Origin of the sequence: Streptomyces sp. NPDC002057, assembly GCF_040296665.1 — a bacterium.
Taxonomy (GTDB): domain Bacteria; phylum Actinomycetota; class Actinomycetes; order Streptomycetales; family Streptomycetaceae; genus Streptomyces.
The window spans coordinates 246,103-261,456 of sequence record NZ_JBEOXR010000001.1; the positions used below are offsets into that span (position 1 = coordinate 246,103).

General features: G+C 74.5%; 18 protein-coding genes. 10 read left to right on the forward strand and 8 right to left on the reverse strand.

Annotation, left to right across the window (positions count from 1 at the left end; genetic code table 11):
• Positions 1–46: 46 nt before the first annotated feature.
• Entirely contained in the window at positions 47–1,198 is a 1,152-nt protein-coding gene (locus ABT129_RS01105) for a hypothetical protein (protein WP_351894984.1), read from the reverse strand.
• Between the two features lie 219 nt (positions 1,199–1,417).
• On the opposite strand from ABT129_RS01105, the gene ABT129_RS01110 reads away from it, so the two are divergent.
• From ABT129_RS01110 to ABT129_RS01135, 6 genes are all read left to right on the forward strand, one after another.
• Positions 1,418–1,885 carry an RrF2 family transcriptional regulator gene (locus ABT129_RS01110; RefSeq protein ID WP_351895285.1) on the forward strand — a complete coding sequence of 156 codons (468 nt, stop codon included), beginning with the start codon at positions 1,418–1,420 and terminating at the stop codon, positions 1,883–1,885.
• 48 nt (positions 1,886–1,933) lie between these two features.
• Positions 1,934–3,295 carry an MFS transporter gene (locus ABT129_RS01115; RefSeq protein ID WP_351894986.1) on the forward strand — a complete coding sequence of 454 codons (1,362 nt, stop codon included), beginning with the start codon at positions 1,934–1,936 and terminating at the stop codon, positions 3,293–3,295.
• Positions 3,292–3,729 carry a RidA family protein gene (locus tag ABT129_RS01120; protein ID WP_351894989.1) on the forward strand — a complete coding sequence of 146 codons (438 nt, stop codon included), beginning with the start codon at positions 3,292–3,294 and terminating at the stop codon, positions 3,727–3,729. Before ABT129_RS01115 ends, ABT129_RS01120 begins: the two co-directional genes overlap by 4 nt.
• Positions 3,730–3,811: 82 nt before the next feature.
• A complete protein-coding gene (locus ABT129_RS01125) occupies positions 3,812–4,216 on the forward strand; it encodes a hypothetical protein (RefSeq protein ID WP_351894991.1) in 405 nt (134 codons plus the stop codon).
• Positions 4,217–4,409: 193 nt separating this feature from the next.
• Positions 4,410–5,378, forward strand: coding sequence for an ATP-binding cassette domain-containing protein (locus tag ABT129_RS01130; RefSeq protein WP_351894993.1), 969 nt, complete (start codon positions 4,410–4,412; stop codon positions 5,376–5,378).
• Entirely contained in the window at positions 5,375–6,241 is an 867-nt protein-coding gene (locus ABT129_RS01135) for an ABC transporter permease (RefSeq protein WP_351894996.1), read from the forward strand. Before ABT129_RS01130 ends, ABT129_RS01135 begins: the two co-directional genes overlap by 4 nt.
• A gap of 12 nt (positions 6,242–6,253) precedes the next feature.
• Here ABT129_RS01135 and ABT129_RS01140 read toward each other — a convergent pair whose 3' ends face one another.
• Positions 6,254–6,625, reverse strand: coding sequence for a VOC family protein (locus ABT129_RS01140; protein ID WP_351894998.1), 372 nt, complete (start codon positions 6,623–6,625; stop codon positions 6,254–6,256).
• A 292-nt stretch (positions 6,626–6,917) separates the two neighbouring features.
• Between ABT129_RS01140 and ABT129_RS01145 the strand changes: the two genes are divergently transcribed.
• Positions 6,918–7,985 carry a MerR family transcriptional regulator gene (locus ABT129_RS01145; protein WP_351895287.1) on the forward strand — a complete coding sequence of 356 codons (1,068 nt, stop codon included), beginning with the start codon at positions 6,918–6,920 and terminating at the stop codon, positions 7,983–7,985.
• Between the two features lie 66 nt (positions 7,986–8,051).
• On the opposite strand, the gene ABT129_RS01150 is transcribed toward ABT129_RS01145, so the two are convergent.
• From ABT129_RS01150 to ABT129_RS01160, 3 genes are read right to left on the reverse strand one after another with little or no spacing between them, the layout of a single operon-like run.
• Positions 8,052–8,486 carry a universal stress protein gene (locus tag ABT129_RS01150; protein WP_351894999.1) on the reverse strand — a complete coding sequence of 145 codons (435 nt, stop codon included), beginning with the start codon at positions 8,484–8,486 and terminating at the stop codon, positions 8,052–8,054.
• Between the two features lie 52 nt (positions 8,487–8,538).
• Complete coding sequence (locus ABT129_RS01155; protein ID WP_351895002.1) at positions 8,539–9,177, reverse strand: FMN reductase; 639 nt, start codon at positions 9,175–9,177, stop codon at positions 8,539–8,541.
• Positions 9,178–9,180: 3 nt separating this feature from the next.
• Positions 9,181–10,275: an LLM class flavin-dependent oxidoreductase gene (locus tag ABT129_RS01160; RefSeq protein WP_351895003.1), complete on the reverse strand. Its 1,095-nt coding sequence runs from the start codon at positions 10,273–10,275 to the stop codon at positions 9,181–9,183.
• 277 nt (positions 10,276–10,552) lie between these two features.
• Between ABT129_RS01160 and cbiE the strand changes: the two genes are divergently transcribed.
• A complete protein-coding gene (gene cbiE, locus ABT129_RS01165) occupies positions 10,553–11,779 on the forward strand; it encodes a precorrin-6y C5,15-methyltransferase (decarboxylating) subunit CbiE (RefSeq protein ID WP_351895005.1) in 1,227 nt (408 codons plus the stop codon).
• Positions 11,776–12,525, forward strand: a complete 750-nt coding sequence (cobM, locus tag ABT129_RS01170) for a precorrin-4 C(11)-methyltransferase (RefSeq protein WP_351895008.1) — start codon at positions 11,776–11,778, stop codon at positions 12,523–12,525. Before cbiE ends, cobM begins: the two co-directional genes overlap by 4 nt.
• A gap of 75 nt (positions 12,526–12,600) precedes the next feature.
• On the opposite strand, the gene ABT129_RS38020 is transcribed toward cobM, so the two are convergent.
• Positions 12,601–12,675, reverse strand: coding sequence for a 50S ribosomal protein bL37 (locus tag ABT129_RS38020; RefSeq protein WP_015034725.1), 75 nt, complete (start codon positions 12,673–12,675; stop codon positions 12,601–12,603).
• 98 nt (positions 12,676–12,773) lie between these two features.
• Here ABT129_RS38020 and ABT129_RS01175 point away from each other — a divergent pair, with 98 nt between their 5' ends.
• Positions 12,774–13,451 carry a hypothetical protein gene (locus ABT129_RS01175; protein WP_351895010.1) on the forward strand — a complete coding sequence of 226 codons (678 nt, stop codon included), beginning with the start codon at positions 12,774–12,776 and terminating at the stop codon, positions 13,449–13,451.
• 70 nt (positions 13,452–13,521) lie between these two features.
• Here ABT129_RS01175 and ABT129_RS01180 read toward each other — a convergent pair whose 3' ends face one another.
• Positions 13,522–14,070: a GNAT family N-acetyltransferase gene (locus ABT129_RS01180; RefSeq protein ID WP_351895013.1), complete on the reverse strand. Its 549-nt coding sequence runs from the start codon at positions 14,068–14,070 to the stop codon at positions 13,522–13,524.
• Positions 14,071–14,218: 148 nt separating this feature from the next.
• The gene (locus ABT129_RS01185; RefSeq protein WP_351895015.1) at positions 14,219–15,349 is read right to left on the reverse strand and encodes a cobalt-precorrin-5B (C(1))-methyltransferase; all 1,131 of its coding nucleotides are present in this window, start codon (positions 15,347–15,349) and stop codon (positions 14,219–14,221) included.
• Between the last annotated feature and the right edge of the window lie 5 nt (positions 15,350–15,354).

Below are 15,354 nucleotides of genomic sequence, written 5' to 3' on the forward strand. Positions count from 1 at the left end.
AGGGCGGGGCACCGGTGCTCGGCGGGACGCGTGGCTCGTACGGGGATCAGGCGGCGGCGGCTCCGCGGCGGCGGAACAGGGCCAGGGCGACACCGGCCGCGCCCGCGCCCGCGAGGGCGGCGCCGCCCGCGAAGGCGAGGGTGTGGTCGGCGGCGACCGGCTCCGCGCCGGCGGCGACGGAGCCCTTGGGGACGACGGAGGTCTGCGGGGCGGTGGCCGCCTCGGCCCCGGTCTGGGTCGCGTGCTGCGGGGCGGGCGCGGGGGTGGAGCCCTGGTCCGCGCCGGTGCCGGTGCCGGTGCCAGTGCCCGTGCCCGTGCCCGTGTTCGTGTCCGGGGTCTTCCCGGCGTCGGTGGCGCACCCCTTCGGGACCGCCGGGAAGGCCAGGCCCGCCCACGGGATCGGGCCGCCGTGCACCCGCATCTGGAGGCTCGGGACCGCCGGGGCCGGGTCGAGCAGGCCCTTGATGCGGGCGCCGCCGTACAGGGCCGTGTCGTGGCCGCCGTCGAGGACCGCGATGACCTTGCCGTTCTGGGTGAGCCGGGCGACCGGGCCCTCGGGGCTGTTCGTCAGGGCCATGTCCACGTCCTGGAAGGGCGCGGCGGCGTACCGGGTCACCGCGCAGCCCTCGCGGACCTCGCTGTAGTCGCCGCCGGCCGGCTCCGGGTTCCGCCAGGAGGCGAGGGTGCCGTCGGCCTCCAGGACGACGAAGACGGTGCCGAACTGGTCGCCCGCGCCGCTGCCGTCCGCCTTCAGGCGGCCCGTGACCTGCCCCTGGGCGGAGTGGATGTCGGCGAGGTAGGCACCGGTGTCCTTGCGGTGGAGCTCCGCGTAGCCGCCGTCGGCCAGCGGGCGGCGGCCGAGGCTGGTACCCGCCGTGACCTCCGGGCCCTGCTCGCCGAGCTGACCGTCACCGGCGCCCCCGGTCGCGCCCGCGCCCCCGGTCGTGCCTCCGGTCGCGCCCTTGGCCGTGTCCTTGCCCTCGGTCCCGTCCGCCGTCCCGCCCGCCGTGCCTCCGGTCGTGGTCTCGCCCTTCGGGGCCCCGGTGGCCGGGGTCTCGGCGGCCGGGGCGGCCGCCGGGGCCGCCTTCGGGGCGCCGGCCGGGTGCGGCTGCGTCGCGGCGAAGGCGCCGGCGGCCGGGACGAGGACGGCACCGGCGAGGGCGGCGGTGGTGATGGCGGTGCGGAGGGCGGTGCGCATGACGACTCCTGGAAGGCAGGTGAGGAAGAGGAGAGCCGCATGCCGTCTACTCGTCCGGGTGGGGCCGTTGGAGGTGCGGCGGGCTGCGTGAACAAAGTTACGGATCTTGTGCGACGGAAGGTTCCTCGCCGTGTCACGGGCGTGTGACAGGGGTCTCCCGATGCGGGCCTCCCCTCCTTGCCCTCTTGATTCTGGATATGTAGAGTCCAGGTTATGAAGATGAGCGAGGGCGTGGAGTGGGCGCTGCACAGCTGCCTGAACCTGGCCTGGATCGGACCGGGCCGCGCGGTCACCGCCGCACGGCTCGCGGCCTACCACGAGCTGCCCCCCGCCTACCTCAACAAGCAGCTCCAGGCGCTCGCCCGCGCCGGGATCGTCACCTCGGTCTCCGGACCCAAGGGCGGCTTCCGGCTGGCGCGCGGACTGGACCGGATCACGCTCATGGATGTCGTCGCCGCGATCGAGGGGCCCGACGAGGCCTTCCGCTGCACCGAGATCCGGCAGCACGGACCCGGGGCGGGAGGGACGTACGCCGCCGAGTGCGCCATCGCCGGAGCCATGGGCCGGGCCGACCTGGCCTGGCGGCGCGAGCTCGTGGCCCAGACCCTGGAGGACGTCCGGGAGCGGGCGGAGCTCCAGGCGCCGACCGCGCCCGACCGGCTGCGCCGCTGGTTCGCCAACGTCTGACACGACCGCCCTCCCGCCCGGGAGGGCTTCACAAGGGGGGAATTCTGGATGTCTGATGTCCAGTTAAGAAGCGGTCGGAACCGCCTGCGGGACCCGGGGGAGGCCGACGGCGGGCGGCCCGCCGTCGCCGCCGTCACCCTCGGCATCTTCACCGTCATGACCGCCGAACTCCTGCCGGTCGGACTGCTCACACCGGCCGCCGCCGACCTCTCCGTCTCCGAGGGCACCGCCGCCCTCATGGTGACCGTGCCCGGCCTCGTCGCCGCGCTCGCCGCGCCCCTCGTCACCGTCCGCGCGGCCGGCGCCGACCGCCGCACGCTCCTGGTCGCCCTCCTGCTCCTCTCCGCCGCCGCCAACCTGGTGTCCGCCCTCGCCGGACACCTCGCGGCCGTCCTCGCCGCCCGGGTCCTCCTCGGCGTCGCGATCGGCGGGTTCTGGGCGCTGGCGGGCGGCCTCGCGCCCCGGCTCGTGCCCGCCGCCGCCGTGGGACGGGCCACCGCCGTGGTCTTCGGCGGCGTCTCGGCGGCCTCGGTCCTCGGCGTCCCCGCCGCCACCCTCCTGACCGAACGGGTCGGCTGGCGCTGGGCGTTCGCCGCCACGGGGCTCCTCGCACTGCTCGCGGCGGCCGCGCTCCGTGCCCTGCTGCCCCGACTGCCCGGAACGGGGAAGGCCACGGCGCCCGCAACCCCACCCCGAGCGACCGACGACGCGGCACCCCGGCCCGTACCCGACGAGGGGTCCAGGCCCGTGCCCGACGCGGCACCCCGGCCCGTGCCCGGCGAGGGGTCCCCGCCCGCGTCCCCCCGCTCTCCCCTCTCCCTCGCCCCCTCCCTCCTCACGCTCCTCTCCCTCCCCCGCCGCAACCGGCGGGTGCGGTCCGGGCTGTTGATCACCCTCGCCCTCGTCACCGGGCACTTCCTCGCGTACTCCTTCGTCCGGCCCCTGCTCACCGACCACTCCGGGATCCCCGGCCCGCTGCTCGGCGCGCTCCTCCTCGGGTACGGCGCCGCGGGCGTCGCCGGCAACTTCCTCGCCGGGGCCCGGGCCGCCCGCGCCCCGGGCCGCACGCTCGCGGTCATCGCCGCCGCGCTCGGCACCGTCCTCCTCGCGAGCCACCTCGTCGGCGGCTCCGCCGTCACCGGCGCCGGACTGCTGCTCCTCTGGGGGCTCGCCTACGGCGGGGTCTCGGTCGCGCTCCAGTCCTGGTTCATGGCCGCGGCTCCCGACGACGTCGAGACCGCCACCGGCCTCAACGTCAGCGTCTTCTGCCTCGCGATCGCCCTCGGCAGCCTCCTCGGCGGGCTGCTGGCCGACGCGTACCCCCTCACCACGGTGCTCCTCGCGGGCGCCGCGCTCACCCTGGCCGCCTGCCCGGTGGCCGTACTCTCCGGAAGGAACGACCCGTCATGACCACGCGTACCGACATCACCGAGGGCTCCGGCGACCAGCGGAACATCACCAACCCCGGCACCCTCCACGACCCCACCCCCTTCGGCTACAGCCACGCCGTCTCCGCGCCCGGCGAACTCGTCTTCATCGGCGGCCAGTACGCCTCCGACGCCACCGGCGCCCCCGTCTCCGGCGACTTCGCCGCCCAGGTCGAGCTCTCCCTGACCAACCTGCGGCACGCCCTGGAAGGCGTCGGACTCGGCCTCGCCCACGTCGTCCGCCTCGGCACGTACATCGTCGAGCACGACCTCGCCAAGCTGGAGGTCCTCGGCAAGGCGCTCCACGCCCACTTCGGCGAGCGGCTCCCCGCGCAGACCCTCAGCGGGGTCGCGGCGCTCGCCCTGCCGGGCATGCTCTTCGAGATCGACGCCGTCGCCGTGCGGCCCGCCGCCTGATCCACTTGCGGGGCACCGGCCGGGGGTGTGCCCTGGAGGGTGCGGGACGCAGCAGGGGGGCGAGAGACAAGGAGCTCCTGCCATGGCCGCACACGCAGCGGTGCCCACGAGGCGCCAGTTCAGTACGCACGGTTGGGCGGTGCCGATCGTCGTCGGCGTCCTGTACGGCCTCTACGCGGCGACCGTGGCGCGCCAGGGCGGCCCCACCACCCTGGGGCAGCTGTGGGTCGGCCTCGTCTCGGCCATCGTCCTCGCCGTGGGGATCCACACCCTCCACCGGCACGGCCGCGCCCTCCCCCGCGAACTGCGGGCGGTCGCCTGGGGCGCCCTCTCGGGCATCGCGGTCGGCTTCCTGTTCAGCCTGTCGGGGGCCAGCATCCTGTCGTCGAGCGGCCTCGGACTGGCCTTCGGCGCCGTCAACGTCGCCGCCGCCTACTACCACTACTACACCCACGAGGACGCCGCCGGACGGCCCGCGCCGTACTGACGTCCCCGCCGTCAGCACACCCCGGGCGGCCTCCCGGACGGCGGCCCGGGGTCCGTCTCGGGGCCGTGCCGGGCGGGCGGGGCCCGGCCCCCGGACGCGGTCCGGGCGGAAGAGACGGTTCCCCGCCCTGGCGGGACGGGGCGGGGCGACGGAGACTGGGAGGAGCGCCGTCTTCTCCCGGAGGGCTCACGGTATGACCGACCTCGCCATCGAGACCGAAGGCCTGGTCAAGGTCTTCGGGACCAACCGCGCCGTCGACGGCATCGACCTGCGCGTTCCCGCCGGAACCGTCTACGGGGTGCTCGGGCCCAACGGCGCCGGCAAGACGACCGCCGTCAAGGTGCTCGCCACGCTCCTGCGTCCCGACGGCGGACGGGCCCGCGTCTTCGGCAAGGACGTCGTCAAGGACGCCGACACCGTGCGCGGACGCGTCAGCCTCACCGGTCAGTACGCCTCCGTCGACGAGGACCTGACCGGCACCGAGAACCTGATCCTCCTCGCCCGGCTGCTCGGCCACGCCCGGCCCGCCGCCCGCGAGCGCTCCGCGCAGCTGCTCACCGCGTTCGGGCTCGCGGACGCCGCCGAGAAGCAGGTCAAGAACTACTCGGGCGGCATGCGGCGGCGCATCGACATCGCCGCGTCCATCCTCAACACCCCCGACCTGCTCTTCCTCGACGAGCCGACCACCGGCCTCGACCCGCGCAGCCGCAACCAGGTCTGGGACATCGTCCGCGCGGTGGTCGCCCAGGGCACCACCGTCCTGCTGACCACCCAGTACCTGGACGAGGCCGACCAGCTGGCCTCCCGCATCGCCGTCATCGACCACGGGAAGGTGATCGCGGAGGGCACGAAGGGCGAGCTGAAGGCCTCCGTCGGCTCCGGTTCGGTGCACGTACGGCTCCGGGACCCGGAGCAGCGCCCGCGGGCCGAGCGGGTCCTCGCCGAGGCCCTGCGGGCCACCGTCCAGCTCGACCCCGACCCGGTGGCGCTCACCGCCACCGTCAACGGCCACGGGACGGACCTCGGCGCCTCCGAGCAGGCCGCGCGGGCGCTCGCGGAGCTGGCGCGGGCCGGGATCACGGTCGACAACTTCGCCCTCGGCCAGCCCAGCCTGGACGAGGTGTTCCTGGCACTGACGGACAGGAAAGGAACGGCGGCATGACCACCGTCTCCACCGGCAAGGACACGCGGACGGCCGAGGCCGTCGACTTCGAGGCCCCCCGGGCGGAGGAGCTGGCCGCGCTCCTCGTCGGACACTCCCGCCCACCGCGCCCCAGCGCGCTCTCCGCCTCGATGACCTTCGGCTGGCGGGCCATGCTGAAGATCAAGCACGTGCCGGAGCAGCTGTTCGACGTGACGGCGTTCCCGATCATGATGGTGCTGATGTACACGTACCTCTTCGGGGGTGCGCTGGCCGGCTCGGTCTCCGCCTACATCCAGTTCCTGCTGCCCGGCATCCTCGTGATGAGCGTCGTGATGATCACGATGTACACGGGGGTCTCGGTGAACACCGACATCGAGAAGGGTGTCTTCGACCGCTTCCGGACCCTGCCCATCTGGCGGCCCGCGCCGATGGTCGGCTATCTCCTCGGCGACATCGTCCGCTATGTGATCGCCTCGGCCGTGATGCTGACGGTCGGCATGATCATCGGCTACCGGCCGGACGGCGGGATCGTGGGCGTCCTGCTCGGGGTCGCGCTGCTGCTGGTGTTCTCGTTCGCCTTCTCGTGGATCTGGACCATGTTCGGTCTGCTGCTGCGCAGCGAGAAGTCCGTCATGGGCGTCTCGATGATGGTGATCTTCCCGCTGACGTTCCTGTCGAACGTCTTCGTCGACCCGAAGACGATGCCGGGGTGGCTCCAGGCCTTCGTCAACAACAGCCCGGTCACCCATCTGGCGACGGCGGTACGGGAGCTGATGGCGGGCAACTGGCCGGCCGCCGACATCGCCTGGACGCTCGGGTGGTCGGTCGTCCTCGTCGTCGTCTTCGGAGCGGTCACGATGCGGCTCTACAACCGCAAGTAGCGCCGCGTGCGGTCACTGGCCCCGCGGGGTGGTCTGCTGCACCGACCAGCGGTTGCCGTCCGGGTCGGCGAAGTAGACGAACGAGCCCCACGGCTGGTCGTCGATCGCGCTCACCTCGATGCCGCGGCCGGTGAGGTCGGCGTGGGCCTCCTCGATGTCCGCGACGACGACCTGCATGTTGTCGAGGGAGCCCGGGGCCATCTCCGTGATCCCCTTGCCGAAGGCGATCGAACAGGCCGAGCCGGGCGGGGTCATCTGGACGAAGCGGATGTCGTCGCTGACCGGGATGTCGTGGTCGGCGTGGAACCCCACCCGCTCGTAGAAGGCCTTGGCCCGGTCGATGTCGGTGACGGGCACGCCGATCAGTTCCAGCTTGATGTCCATACGGGCATCATGCGCCGGGCGACGGCGGGACGCACGGCGTGCGCGGGGCGGGTCGTCCGTGTCGCGCGCCGGGCGACGGCGTGTGGGGGGCGGGCGTCCGTGTCGTGCGCCGGACGACGGCGTGCGCGGGGCCGGGTCCCGTGCCGGTCCTCCCGTTTGACCTTCCCCCGCGGGGAAGGCCCACCATCGGCCGTGCCGGGCCGACAGCCCGGCACAGGGAGGAGAGAGAGCCGTGCGCGACGCCGAGTCCGTGTCCACGCCCGGGCCCACGCCCGGGTCCGTGCCCACCCCCGTGCCCCTGCTGACCATCGGGGACTTCGCCCGCGTCTCCCGGCTCTCCGCCAAGGCGCTGCGCCGCTACGACGAGCTCGGTCTGCTGCCGCCCGCCCGCGTCGACCCGTTCACCGGCTACCGGTACTACGCCCGTGACCAGGCCGAACCGGCCCGGCTGATCGGCTGGCTGCGGCGGATCGACATGCCCCTCGCCGAGGTGGGCCGGGTCTGCGCGCTGTACGCGTCGGACCCGGCGGCCGCGTCCCGCGCGATCCGCGCCCACTGGGCGCGGATCGAGTCGGAGACGGCGGCCCGGCGCGACCTGGCGGCCTCCCTGGTGGACCGGCTGAAGGGACCCATCGAGATGACCACGACACCCTCCTTCGCGCTGCGGACCGCGGTACGCCTGGACCGCGGCCTGGTCCGCGACGGCCAGCAGGACGCGGCCCACGCGGGCCCGCACCTGCTGGCCGTCGCCGACGGGTACGGCCCCGAGGGGGAGCGGGCCGCGCGGGCGGCGGTCGCCGCGCTGCGGTCCGTACCGCCGCCGTCCCCGTCGGCACGCGCCGGGGACATGCTCAACGCCCTGGAGGACGGGGTGTACGGCGCCGACGGCGCGGTGGCCGGCCTCCCGGAGTCGGGCACGACGCTGACCGCGGCCCTGTGGACGGGCGGCCGTCTCGCCCTCGCGCACGTGGGCGACTCGCGGGCGTACCTGCTGCGGGACGGCACGCTCGTGCGGCTCACCCGCGACCACACCGTGGTCCAGGCGCTGGTCGACGCGGGTGAACTGGACCCGGCCGAGGCCGCCGACCGCCCCGACCGGGCGCTGCTGCTCAAGGCCCTGGACGGCGGGGACGTGCCGCCCGAGCCGGAACTCGGCGTGCACGAGGCGCGGCCGGGGGACCGCTATCTGCTGTGCACGGACGGGCTTTCCGCGGTCGCGCCGGCCGAGGACATCCGCCGTGCGCTCGCCGCGGACGCCACCCCGGACGACGCGGCCGGGGCCCTGGTCGCGCTGGCGCGGGACCTGGGCGCCCCGGACAACGTGGCGTGCGTGGTCGCGGACGTGGTGCCCGCCGACTGAGCCCGACGGGGCTCCAGGGCCTGTTGGACCCTTCCCGCCCGGTCCGACGCCCAGGGCCGGACAGCTCTAGTCGCCGCCCCCGCCCCGTACGACCACCACGGGGCACGGGGCGTGCTGGGTGACGTGGGAGGAGACCGAGCCGAGCATCGCCGCCTTGAAGCCGCTGTAGCCGCGGTCGCCCACGACGAGGAGGGCCGCGCCCCTCGCCGCGTCGAGGAGGGCCTGCGGGGCGTTGCCGCCGACGACCGTCCGGGTGACGGCCGCGGCCTCTCCCGGGGTGAGGGTCTGGTCGATGGACTCGTCGAGGATCTGCTTCGCGAGCCGCTCGGGGTCGAACTCCGGTGCCGCGCCCGGCATCAGCGTCGCCCACGAGGCCGGATACTCCCAGCTGATCACCGTCTGCAGGGAGCCCCCGGTCAGGGCGGCCTGTCCGGCCGCCCACTTCAGCGCCTTCAGGGACGGCTCCGATCCGTCCACGCCCACCACGATCCTGCCGGCCATCGCCGACCTCCGTTCGTTGTCGGGAACCCTCCCCCACAACGTAACAAATCGATCAATCCAGGCGGAGATCGGCCAGTTGGCGCTCGAACGGGACGATTTCGTCGTCGTCCACGCGCCGGGACGGCCGGGCCGCGACCGTGTCGGCGAACTCGTTGCCCGCCCGGGTGATCCGGGACGGCAGCCCGTCCCTCTGTCCCTTCGGGGAGGCCTCGTCGCCGCCCGAGCCCCAGTCCTCCGACGCCGCGTAGACGGCGGTGGGGACGACGAGGGCCCGCAGGTAGGCGAAGAGCGGCCGCAGGGCGTGGTCGAGGACGAGCGAGTGCCGGGCGGTGCCGCCGGTCGCCCCGATCAGGACCGGGGTGCCGGTCAGCGCGGCCGGGTCGATCAGGTCGAAGAACGACTTGAAGAGCCCGCTGTACGAGGCGGTGAAGACGGGGGTCACCGCGATGACCCCGTCCGCGCCGGTCACCGTGTCGATCGCCTCCTGGAGCCGCCCGGAGGGGAAGCCGGTGACGAGGTTGTTGGCGATGTCGACGGCGAGGTCGCGCACTTCGACGACCTGGACGTCGACGGCGTACTCCTGCTCGGCCAGCCGGTAGCGGGCGGCCTGGAGGAGCCGGTCGGTGAGCAGCCGGGTGGAGGAGGGGGAGCTGAGACCGGCGGAGACGGCGACCAGCTTCAGGGTCCGCATGGCTTACGACTCCTTCGTGGTGGTGGTGGTCCGGGCGAGGACGGCGGGGTGGAGCGGGGGCGTGCCGGGGACGTCGGCCGGGCGCAGGTTCGCGAACTCCTTGCGCAGCACGGGGACGACCTCCTCGCCGAGGATGTCGAGCTGCTCCAGGACGGTCTTGAGGGGCAGTCCCGCGTGGTCGACGAGGAACAACTGCCGCTGGTAGTCGCCCACGTAGTCGCGGAAGGACAGGGTGCGCTCGATGACCTCCTGCGGCGAGCCGACGGTCAGCGGCGTCTCCCGGGAGAACTCCTCCAGGGTCGGGCCGTGGCCGTAGACCGGCGCGTTGTCGAAGTACGGGCGGAACTCCCGTACCGCGTCCTGCGAGTTCTTGCGCATGAACACCTGGCCGCCGAGGCCGACGATGGCCTGCTCGGGGGTGCCGTGGCCGTAGTGGGCGTACCGCTGGCGGTAGAGGCGGACCATCTTCTCGGTGTGCTGCTTGGGCCAGAAGATGTGGTTCGCGAAGAAGCCGTCCCCGTAGTAGGCCGCCTGCTCGGCGATCTCGGGGGAGCGGATGGAGCCGTGCCAGACGAAGGGCGGGACGCCGTCGAGCGGGCGCGGGGTGGAGGTGAAGCCCTGGAGGGCGGAGCGGAACTTGCCCTCCCAGTCGACCACGTCCTCCCTCCACAGCTTGTGGAGGAGCGCGTAGTGCTCGATGGCGAGCGGGATGCCCTGCCGGATGTCCTGGCCGAACCACGGGTAGACCGGGCCGGTGTTGCCGCGGCCCATCATCAGGTCCACGCGGCCGTCGGCGAGGTGCTGGAGGGTCGCGTAGTCCTCGGCGATCTTCACCGGGTCGTTGGTGGTGATCAGCGTCGTGGAGGTGGAGAGGATCAGGTTCTCCGTGCGGGCGGCGATGTGCCCGAGGAGGGTGGTGGGGGAGGAGGGCACGAACGGCGGGTTGTGGTGCTCGCCGGTCGCGAAGACGTCGAGCCCGACCTCCTCGGCCTTGAGCGCGATCGCGACCGTGTTCTTGATCCGCTCGTGCTCGGTGGGGGTACGGCCGGTGGTGGGGTCGGTCGTCACGTCACCGACGGTGAAGATCCCGAACTGCATCGTGCTCACCTCTCGCCTCGGGGGCTGTTGGTTGAATCGTAAACTATTCGCTCCAACGGCGCACCCCCCTGCCCTATTCCCCCGGCCGGAGGCGCCCCGTACGCCGCACGGACGCGCGCCTCGGGCCCCGGACCCGGGCCCGGTGGTCATCCGGGTGAGGGCCCCGGAGGCCGCCCGGGCCCGGGCCGCCCGGGGGTCGGGCGGGTGCGCGCCCCGGAGGCCGCGCGAGCCCGGGGCTCCCCGGGGCCCCCGGAAGCCCTCCCGTAAAGTCGCCGACGTGAACGGTGCGATAGCGGTCGTCGGAATCGGCGCGGACGGCTGGGACGGACTCCCCGAGAGCTCCCGCCGCGTCCTGCGCGCCGCCGAGGTCCTCGTCGGCGCCCCCCGCCAGCTCGACCTGCTCCCCGGGGACGACTGCCCCGGCGAGCGGATCACCTGGCCCTCCCCGCTCCGCCCCGCCGTCCCCGGACTGCTCGACGCCCACCGCGGCCGGGAGATCGCCGTCCTCGCCAGCGGCGACCCGTCCTTCTACGGCATCGGCCGCACCCTCGCCGAGACCGTCGGCGCCGACCGCCTCCGGATCCACCCGCACCCGTCCTCCGTCTCCTACGCCTGCGCCCGGCTCGGCTGGCCCCTGGAGACCGTCGAGACGGTCTCCCTCGTCGCCCGGCCGCTCGCCGCGCTCTCCGCCGCGCTCCACCCCGGACGCCGGCTCCTCGTCCTCGGCGAAGGCCCCGGCACCCCCGCCGACGTCGCCGCCCACCTCCGCGCGACCGGCTGGGGCGGCACCCGCGTCCGGGTCCTGGAGCAGCTCGGCGGCGCGCGCGAGCGGATCCTCGACGCGACCGCCGCCGACTGGCCCCACGAGCGGACCGACGCGCTCCACGTCCTCGCCCTCGACTGCGTACGCGACCCGGACACCCTCCGGCTCGGCGCCGTGCCCGGACTGCCCGACGAGGCGTACGAACACGACGGGCAGCTCACCAAGCGGTACGTACGCGCCGCCACCCTCGCCGCCCTCGCCCCCGCCCCCGGCGAACTCCTCTGGGACGTCGGCGGCGGCTCCGGCTCCATCTCCGTCGAATGGATGCGCAGCCACCGCTCCTGCCGGGCGATCGCGGTCGAGAGGTCCCCGGAACGGGCGGCGCGCATCGGGCGCAACGCCGACGCCCTCGGCGTCCCCGGCCTGCGCGTGGTCACCGGCCCGGCCCCGGCGGCCCTCGCGGCCCTCCCCGCCCCCGACGCGATCTTCATCGGCGGCGGCCTCACCGCCCCCGGCCTCCTCGACGCCTGCTGGGACGCGCTCCCCGCCGGCGGCCGGCTCGTCGCCAACACCGTGACGCTGGAGTCCGAGGCGCTGCTCGCCGACCGCCACCGCCGCCACGGCGGCGAACTGGTCCGGCTCGCCGTCGCCACCGCCGTCCCCGTCGGCGGCTTCACCGGCTGGCGCCAGGCGATGCCGGTCACGCAGTGGTCCGTAACGAAAGGTTCTGAAGAGGGATGACCGTCTACTTCATCGGTGCGGGCCCGGGCGCGGCCGACCTGATCACCCTGCGGGGCGCGCGGACGCTCGCGGCCTGCGGGGTCTGCCTGTACGCGGGCTCCCTCGTCCCGCGCGAGCTGCTCGCCGAATGCGGGCCGGACACCCGCCTCGTCGACACGGCCCACCTCGACCTGGACCAGATCGTCGCCGAGATCGTCCGCGCCCACGAGGCCGGCCAGGACGTGGCCCGGCTGCACTCGGGCGACCCGTCCGTCTTCAGCGCGGTCGCGGAGCAGATGCGGCGGCTCGACGCGCACGGCATCCCGTACGAGGTCGTGCCCGGCGTCCCCGCCTTCGCGGCGGCGGCGGCCGCCCTCAAGCGGGAGCTGACCGTCCCCACGGTCGGCCAGACCGTCATCCTCACCCGGATCGCGCAGCAGGCGACGCCCATGCCCGAGGGCGAGGACCTCGCCACCCTGGGCCGCAGCGGCGCCCTGCTCGTCCTCCACCTGGCCGCCCGCTACGTCGACCGGGTCGTCGCCGAACTCGTCCCCCACTACGGCGCGGACTGCCCGGCCGCCGTCGTGGCCATGGCCAGCCGCCCCGACGAGGTCGTGCTGAGGGGCACCCTCGACGACATCGCCGCGCAGACGAAGGCGGCGGGCATCACGAAGACGGCCGTCATCCTGGTCGGCCGCACCCTCGCGGCCTCGGAGTTCCGCGACAGCCACCTGTACGACCCGGCGCGCGACCGCCGCACCTGCTGAGGCGGGTGCGCACGCGCCGGGGCCCCGAGGAGTCCGATCCCCGGGGCCCCGGCGCACATCGTCAGGCCTTCGGCGTCAGGCGTTCGGCCGCTTGCCGTGGTTCGCGTTCTTCTTCTTGCGGGCCCGACGCTTGTTTCCGCGCTTCGCCATGGGACTCCCTCTCGCTCGGGGGTGTGCCCTGGCAAGCCTAGGTTCGGCTCCCGGGGGCCGCATGTCGGCCGTCGGCGCCGGTGCGGTCTCATGGACCCATGACCGTCTACGACGTGGCCCGGGCGCTGCCGGGCATCGAGGAACTGCGCGACCACAGCCGGGGGCTCGCGATGGTGGAGGCCGTCCTGAGCCCGGAGTGGGAGAGCCGGTACTACTCCTTCGACGCGCACTGGTCGGAGACCGAACAGCTGGCGTCCATGAAGGACGGCGAGGGCGGCGAGTACACGATCGTCCTCTCCCCCGCCGGGGCCTTCGCGCGCGTCTTCGACCACGAGTCGCCGCTGAGCCCGTTCGGGCCCGTCGCGGACGGGCAGACCTGGCCCGGGGTGCTCGACGGGGTCCCGGAGGCCTTCCGCGAGTACCTGACGGAGCCCGCGTTCACGGACGAGGACGGCGTCCACGTCACCACCGCCTGCCTGTGGCGCGAGCCCGCGGACACGGCCTGGCACACGGGCCCGGTCGAGTTCACCGGCCTGGAGGACCGGGAGGACCCGGACGGTTCCGGCCGCTTCCTCCACCTGCTCACGGACCGCTCGCCCGAGGCGTACGCGGAGTGGGCCGCGGACTACTACGAGCGTCCCGTCGACCTCGAAGCCGTCCGGCACGTCCTCGCCCTGCGCCCCCTGACGACGGAGATCGTCACGGCCCTCAACCCGGAGCTGACCCTCGCGGACCTCACCGAGGACACCCGCGAGATCGGCTACCCGACGGCCTGACAGCCGCCCGCGTCCAGTCGGCGGCCCGGCGGCCCGGCGTTCCGATGTCCCGGCGGCCCGGGCGCCCGGCTCAGGTCGTCGGCCACTCCGGGGCCAGGATCGACATCACCGTCGCGTCCACCCGCTCGCCCTCCCACAGCAGCGCCCCGCGCAGGACGCCCTCGGCCGTGAAACCGGCCTTCTCGTAGGCGCGGCGGGCGCGCGGGTTGAAGGCGTACACCTCCAGCCAGACGCGGTGGAGCCCCAGCCCCTCGAAGGCGTGCCCGACGATCAGCCGGGTCGCCTCCGTGCCGAGGCCCCGTCCGATCCCGGCCGGGGTGAAGCAGATCCGGAAGGCGCAGCTCTCGTTCGCCTCGTCCCACTCGGTGAGGACGGCCTCCCCGACGACGGTGCCCGTGGCCCGCTCCACCACGGCGAGGTCGAGCCGGTCGTCCCGGCTGCCCCGCGACCCGTACCAGGCGCGCAGGGCCGGCTCGTCGAACTCGGTGTGCATGCCCGTGAGCCGGGCGTTCTCCGGGTCCTCGAACATCGGCAGCAGCGCGGGAACGTCGGCCTCGGTGACGGGGCGCAGGATGACGCGCTCGCCGGTGAGGGTGGGCTTGTGGGAGAAGTCGGCCATCCCGGCATTGTGCGGGCGGGCACGGGTCGCTGTCGCGAGGATTAACGCCCCCCGGGCCGGGGTCCGGCCCCGCCCACGGGACCGACGCCTCCGGGGGCGGCCCGGCGACCGCCGCGGGACCGACGTCTCCGGGGGCGGCCCGGCGGGCCTACGCCGCCGCGCCCGGTCCCGCCGTCTCCGACCGGCCCACCACCGTGCCCGCCCGGTCGACGCAGACGACGTCCACCGCGACCGGGGCGCCCCGGAGGACCGCCAGGGCCTCGTCGCGGGCGCGGGCCGCGACCAGGTCGCCGAGGGGGACGCCGGCCTCCTCGCAGAGACGGAGGGCGGCCAGACCCGTGTTCGCCCCGGCGATCTCCGCCGCCAGGGCCTCCGAAGCGCCCCCCGAGCGGGCCAGGTCCGCCAGGAAGGTCTTGTCGACCTGGGAACGGGCCGAGTGGAGGTCCAGATGGCCCGCCGCCAGCTTGGAGAGCTTCGCGAAACCGCCGCAGATCGTGAGGCGGTCGACCGGGTGACGGCGGACGTACTTGAGGACCGCGCCCGCGAAGTCGCCCATGTCGAGGAGGGCGATCTCCGGCAGGTCGTAGAGGGTCGCCACCGTCTTCTCCGACGTGGAGCCGGTGCAGCCCGCCACGTGCGTGAGGCCGCCCGCCCGGGCCACGTCCACGCCCCGGCGGATCGAGTCGATCCACGCCGAGCACGAGTAGGGGACGACGACCCCCGTCGTGCCGAGGATCGACAGACCGCCCAGGATGCCGATCCGGGGGTTCCAGGTGGAACGGGCGATCTCGGCGCCGTGGTCGACGGAGACGGTGATCTCCACGTCGCCCCCGCCGCCGTGCCGGGCGGCGACCCGCGCCACGTGCTCCCGCATCAGCTGCCGGGGCACCGGGTTGATGGCCGGCTCGCCGACCTCCAGGGGGAGGCCCGGCAGGGTGACCGTGCCGACGCCCTCGCCGGCCCGGAAGACGACGCCGGAGCCCGGCGGGAGGAGCCGTACCGTCGAGCGGATCACCGCCCCGTGCGTGACGTCCGGGTCGTCGCCCGCGTCCTTCGTCACCGCCGCCATCGCCGCGCCGTCGGTGAGCTCCTCCGCGGTGAGCGCGAACGACGGCGTCTGCCCCTTCGGCAGGGTGATCGTCACCGGGTCCGGGAAGTCGCCGGTCAGGAGGGCCGTGTACGCGGCCGTCGTCGCCGCCGTCGCACAGGCACCGGTCGTCCAGCCCGGGCGGAGACCGGTGTGCTTGAGTTGGGCCTCACGCCCGCCGCCTGTGGTCACGAAGG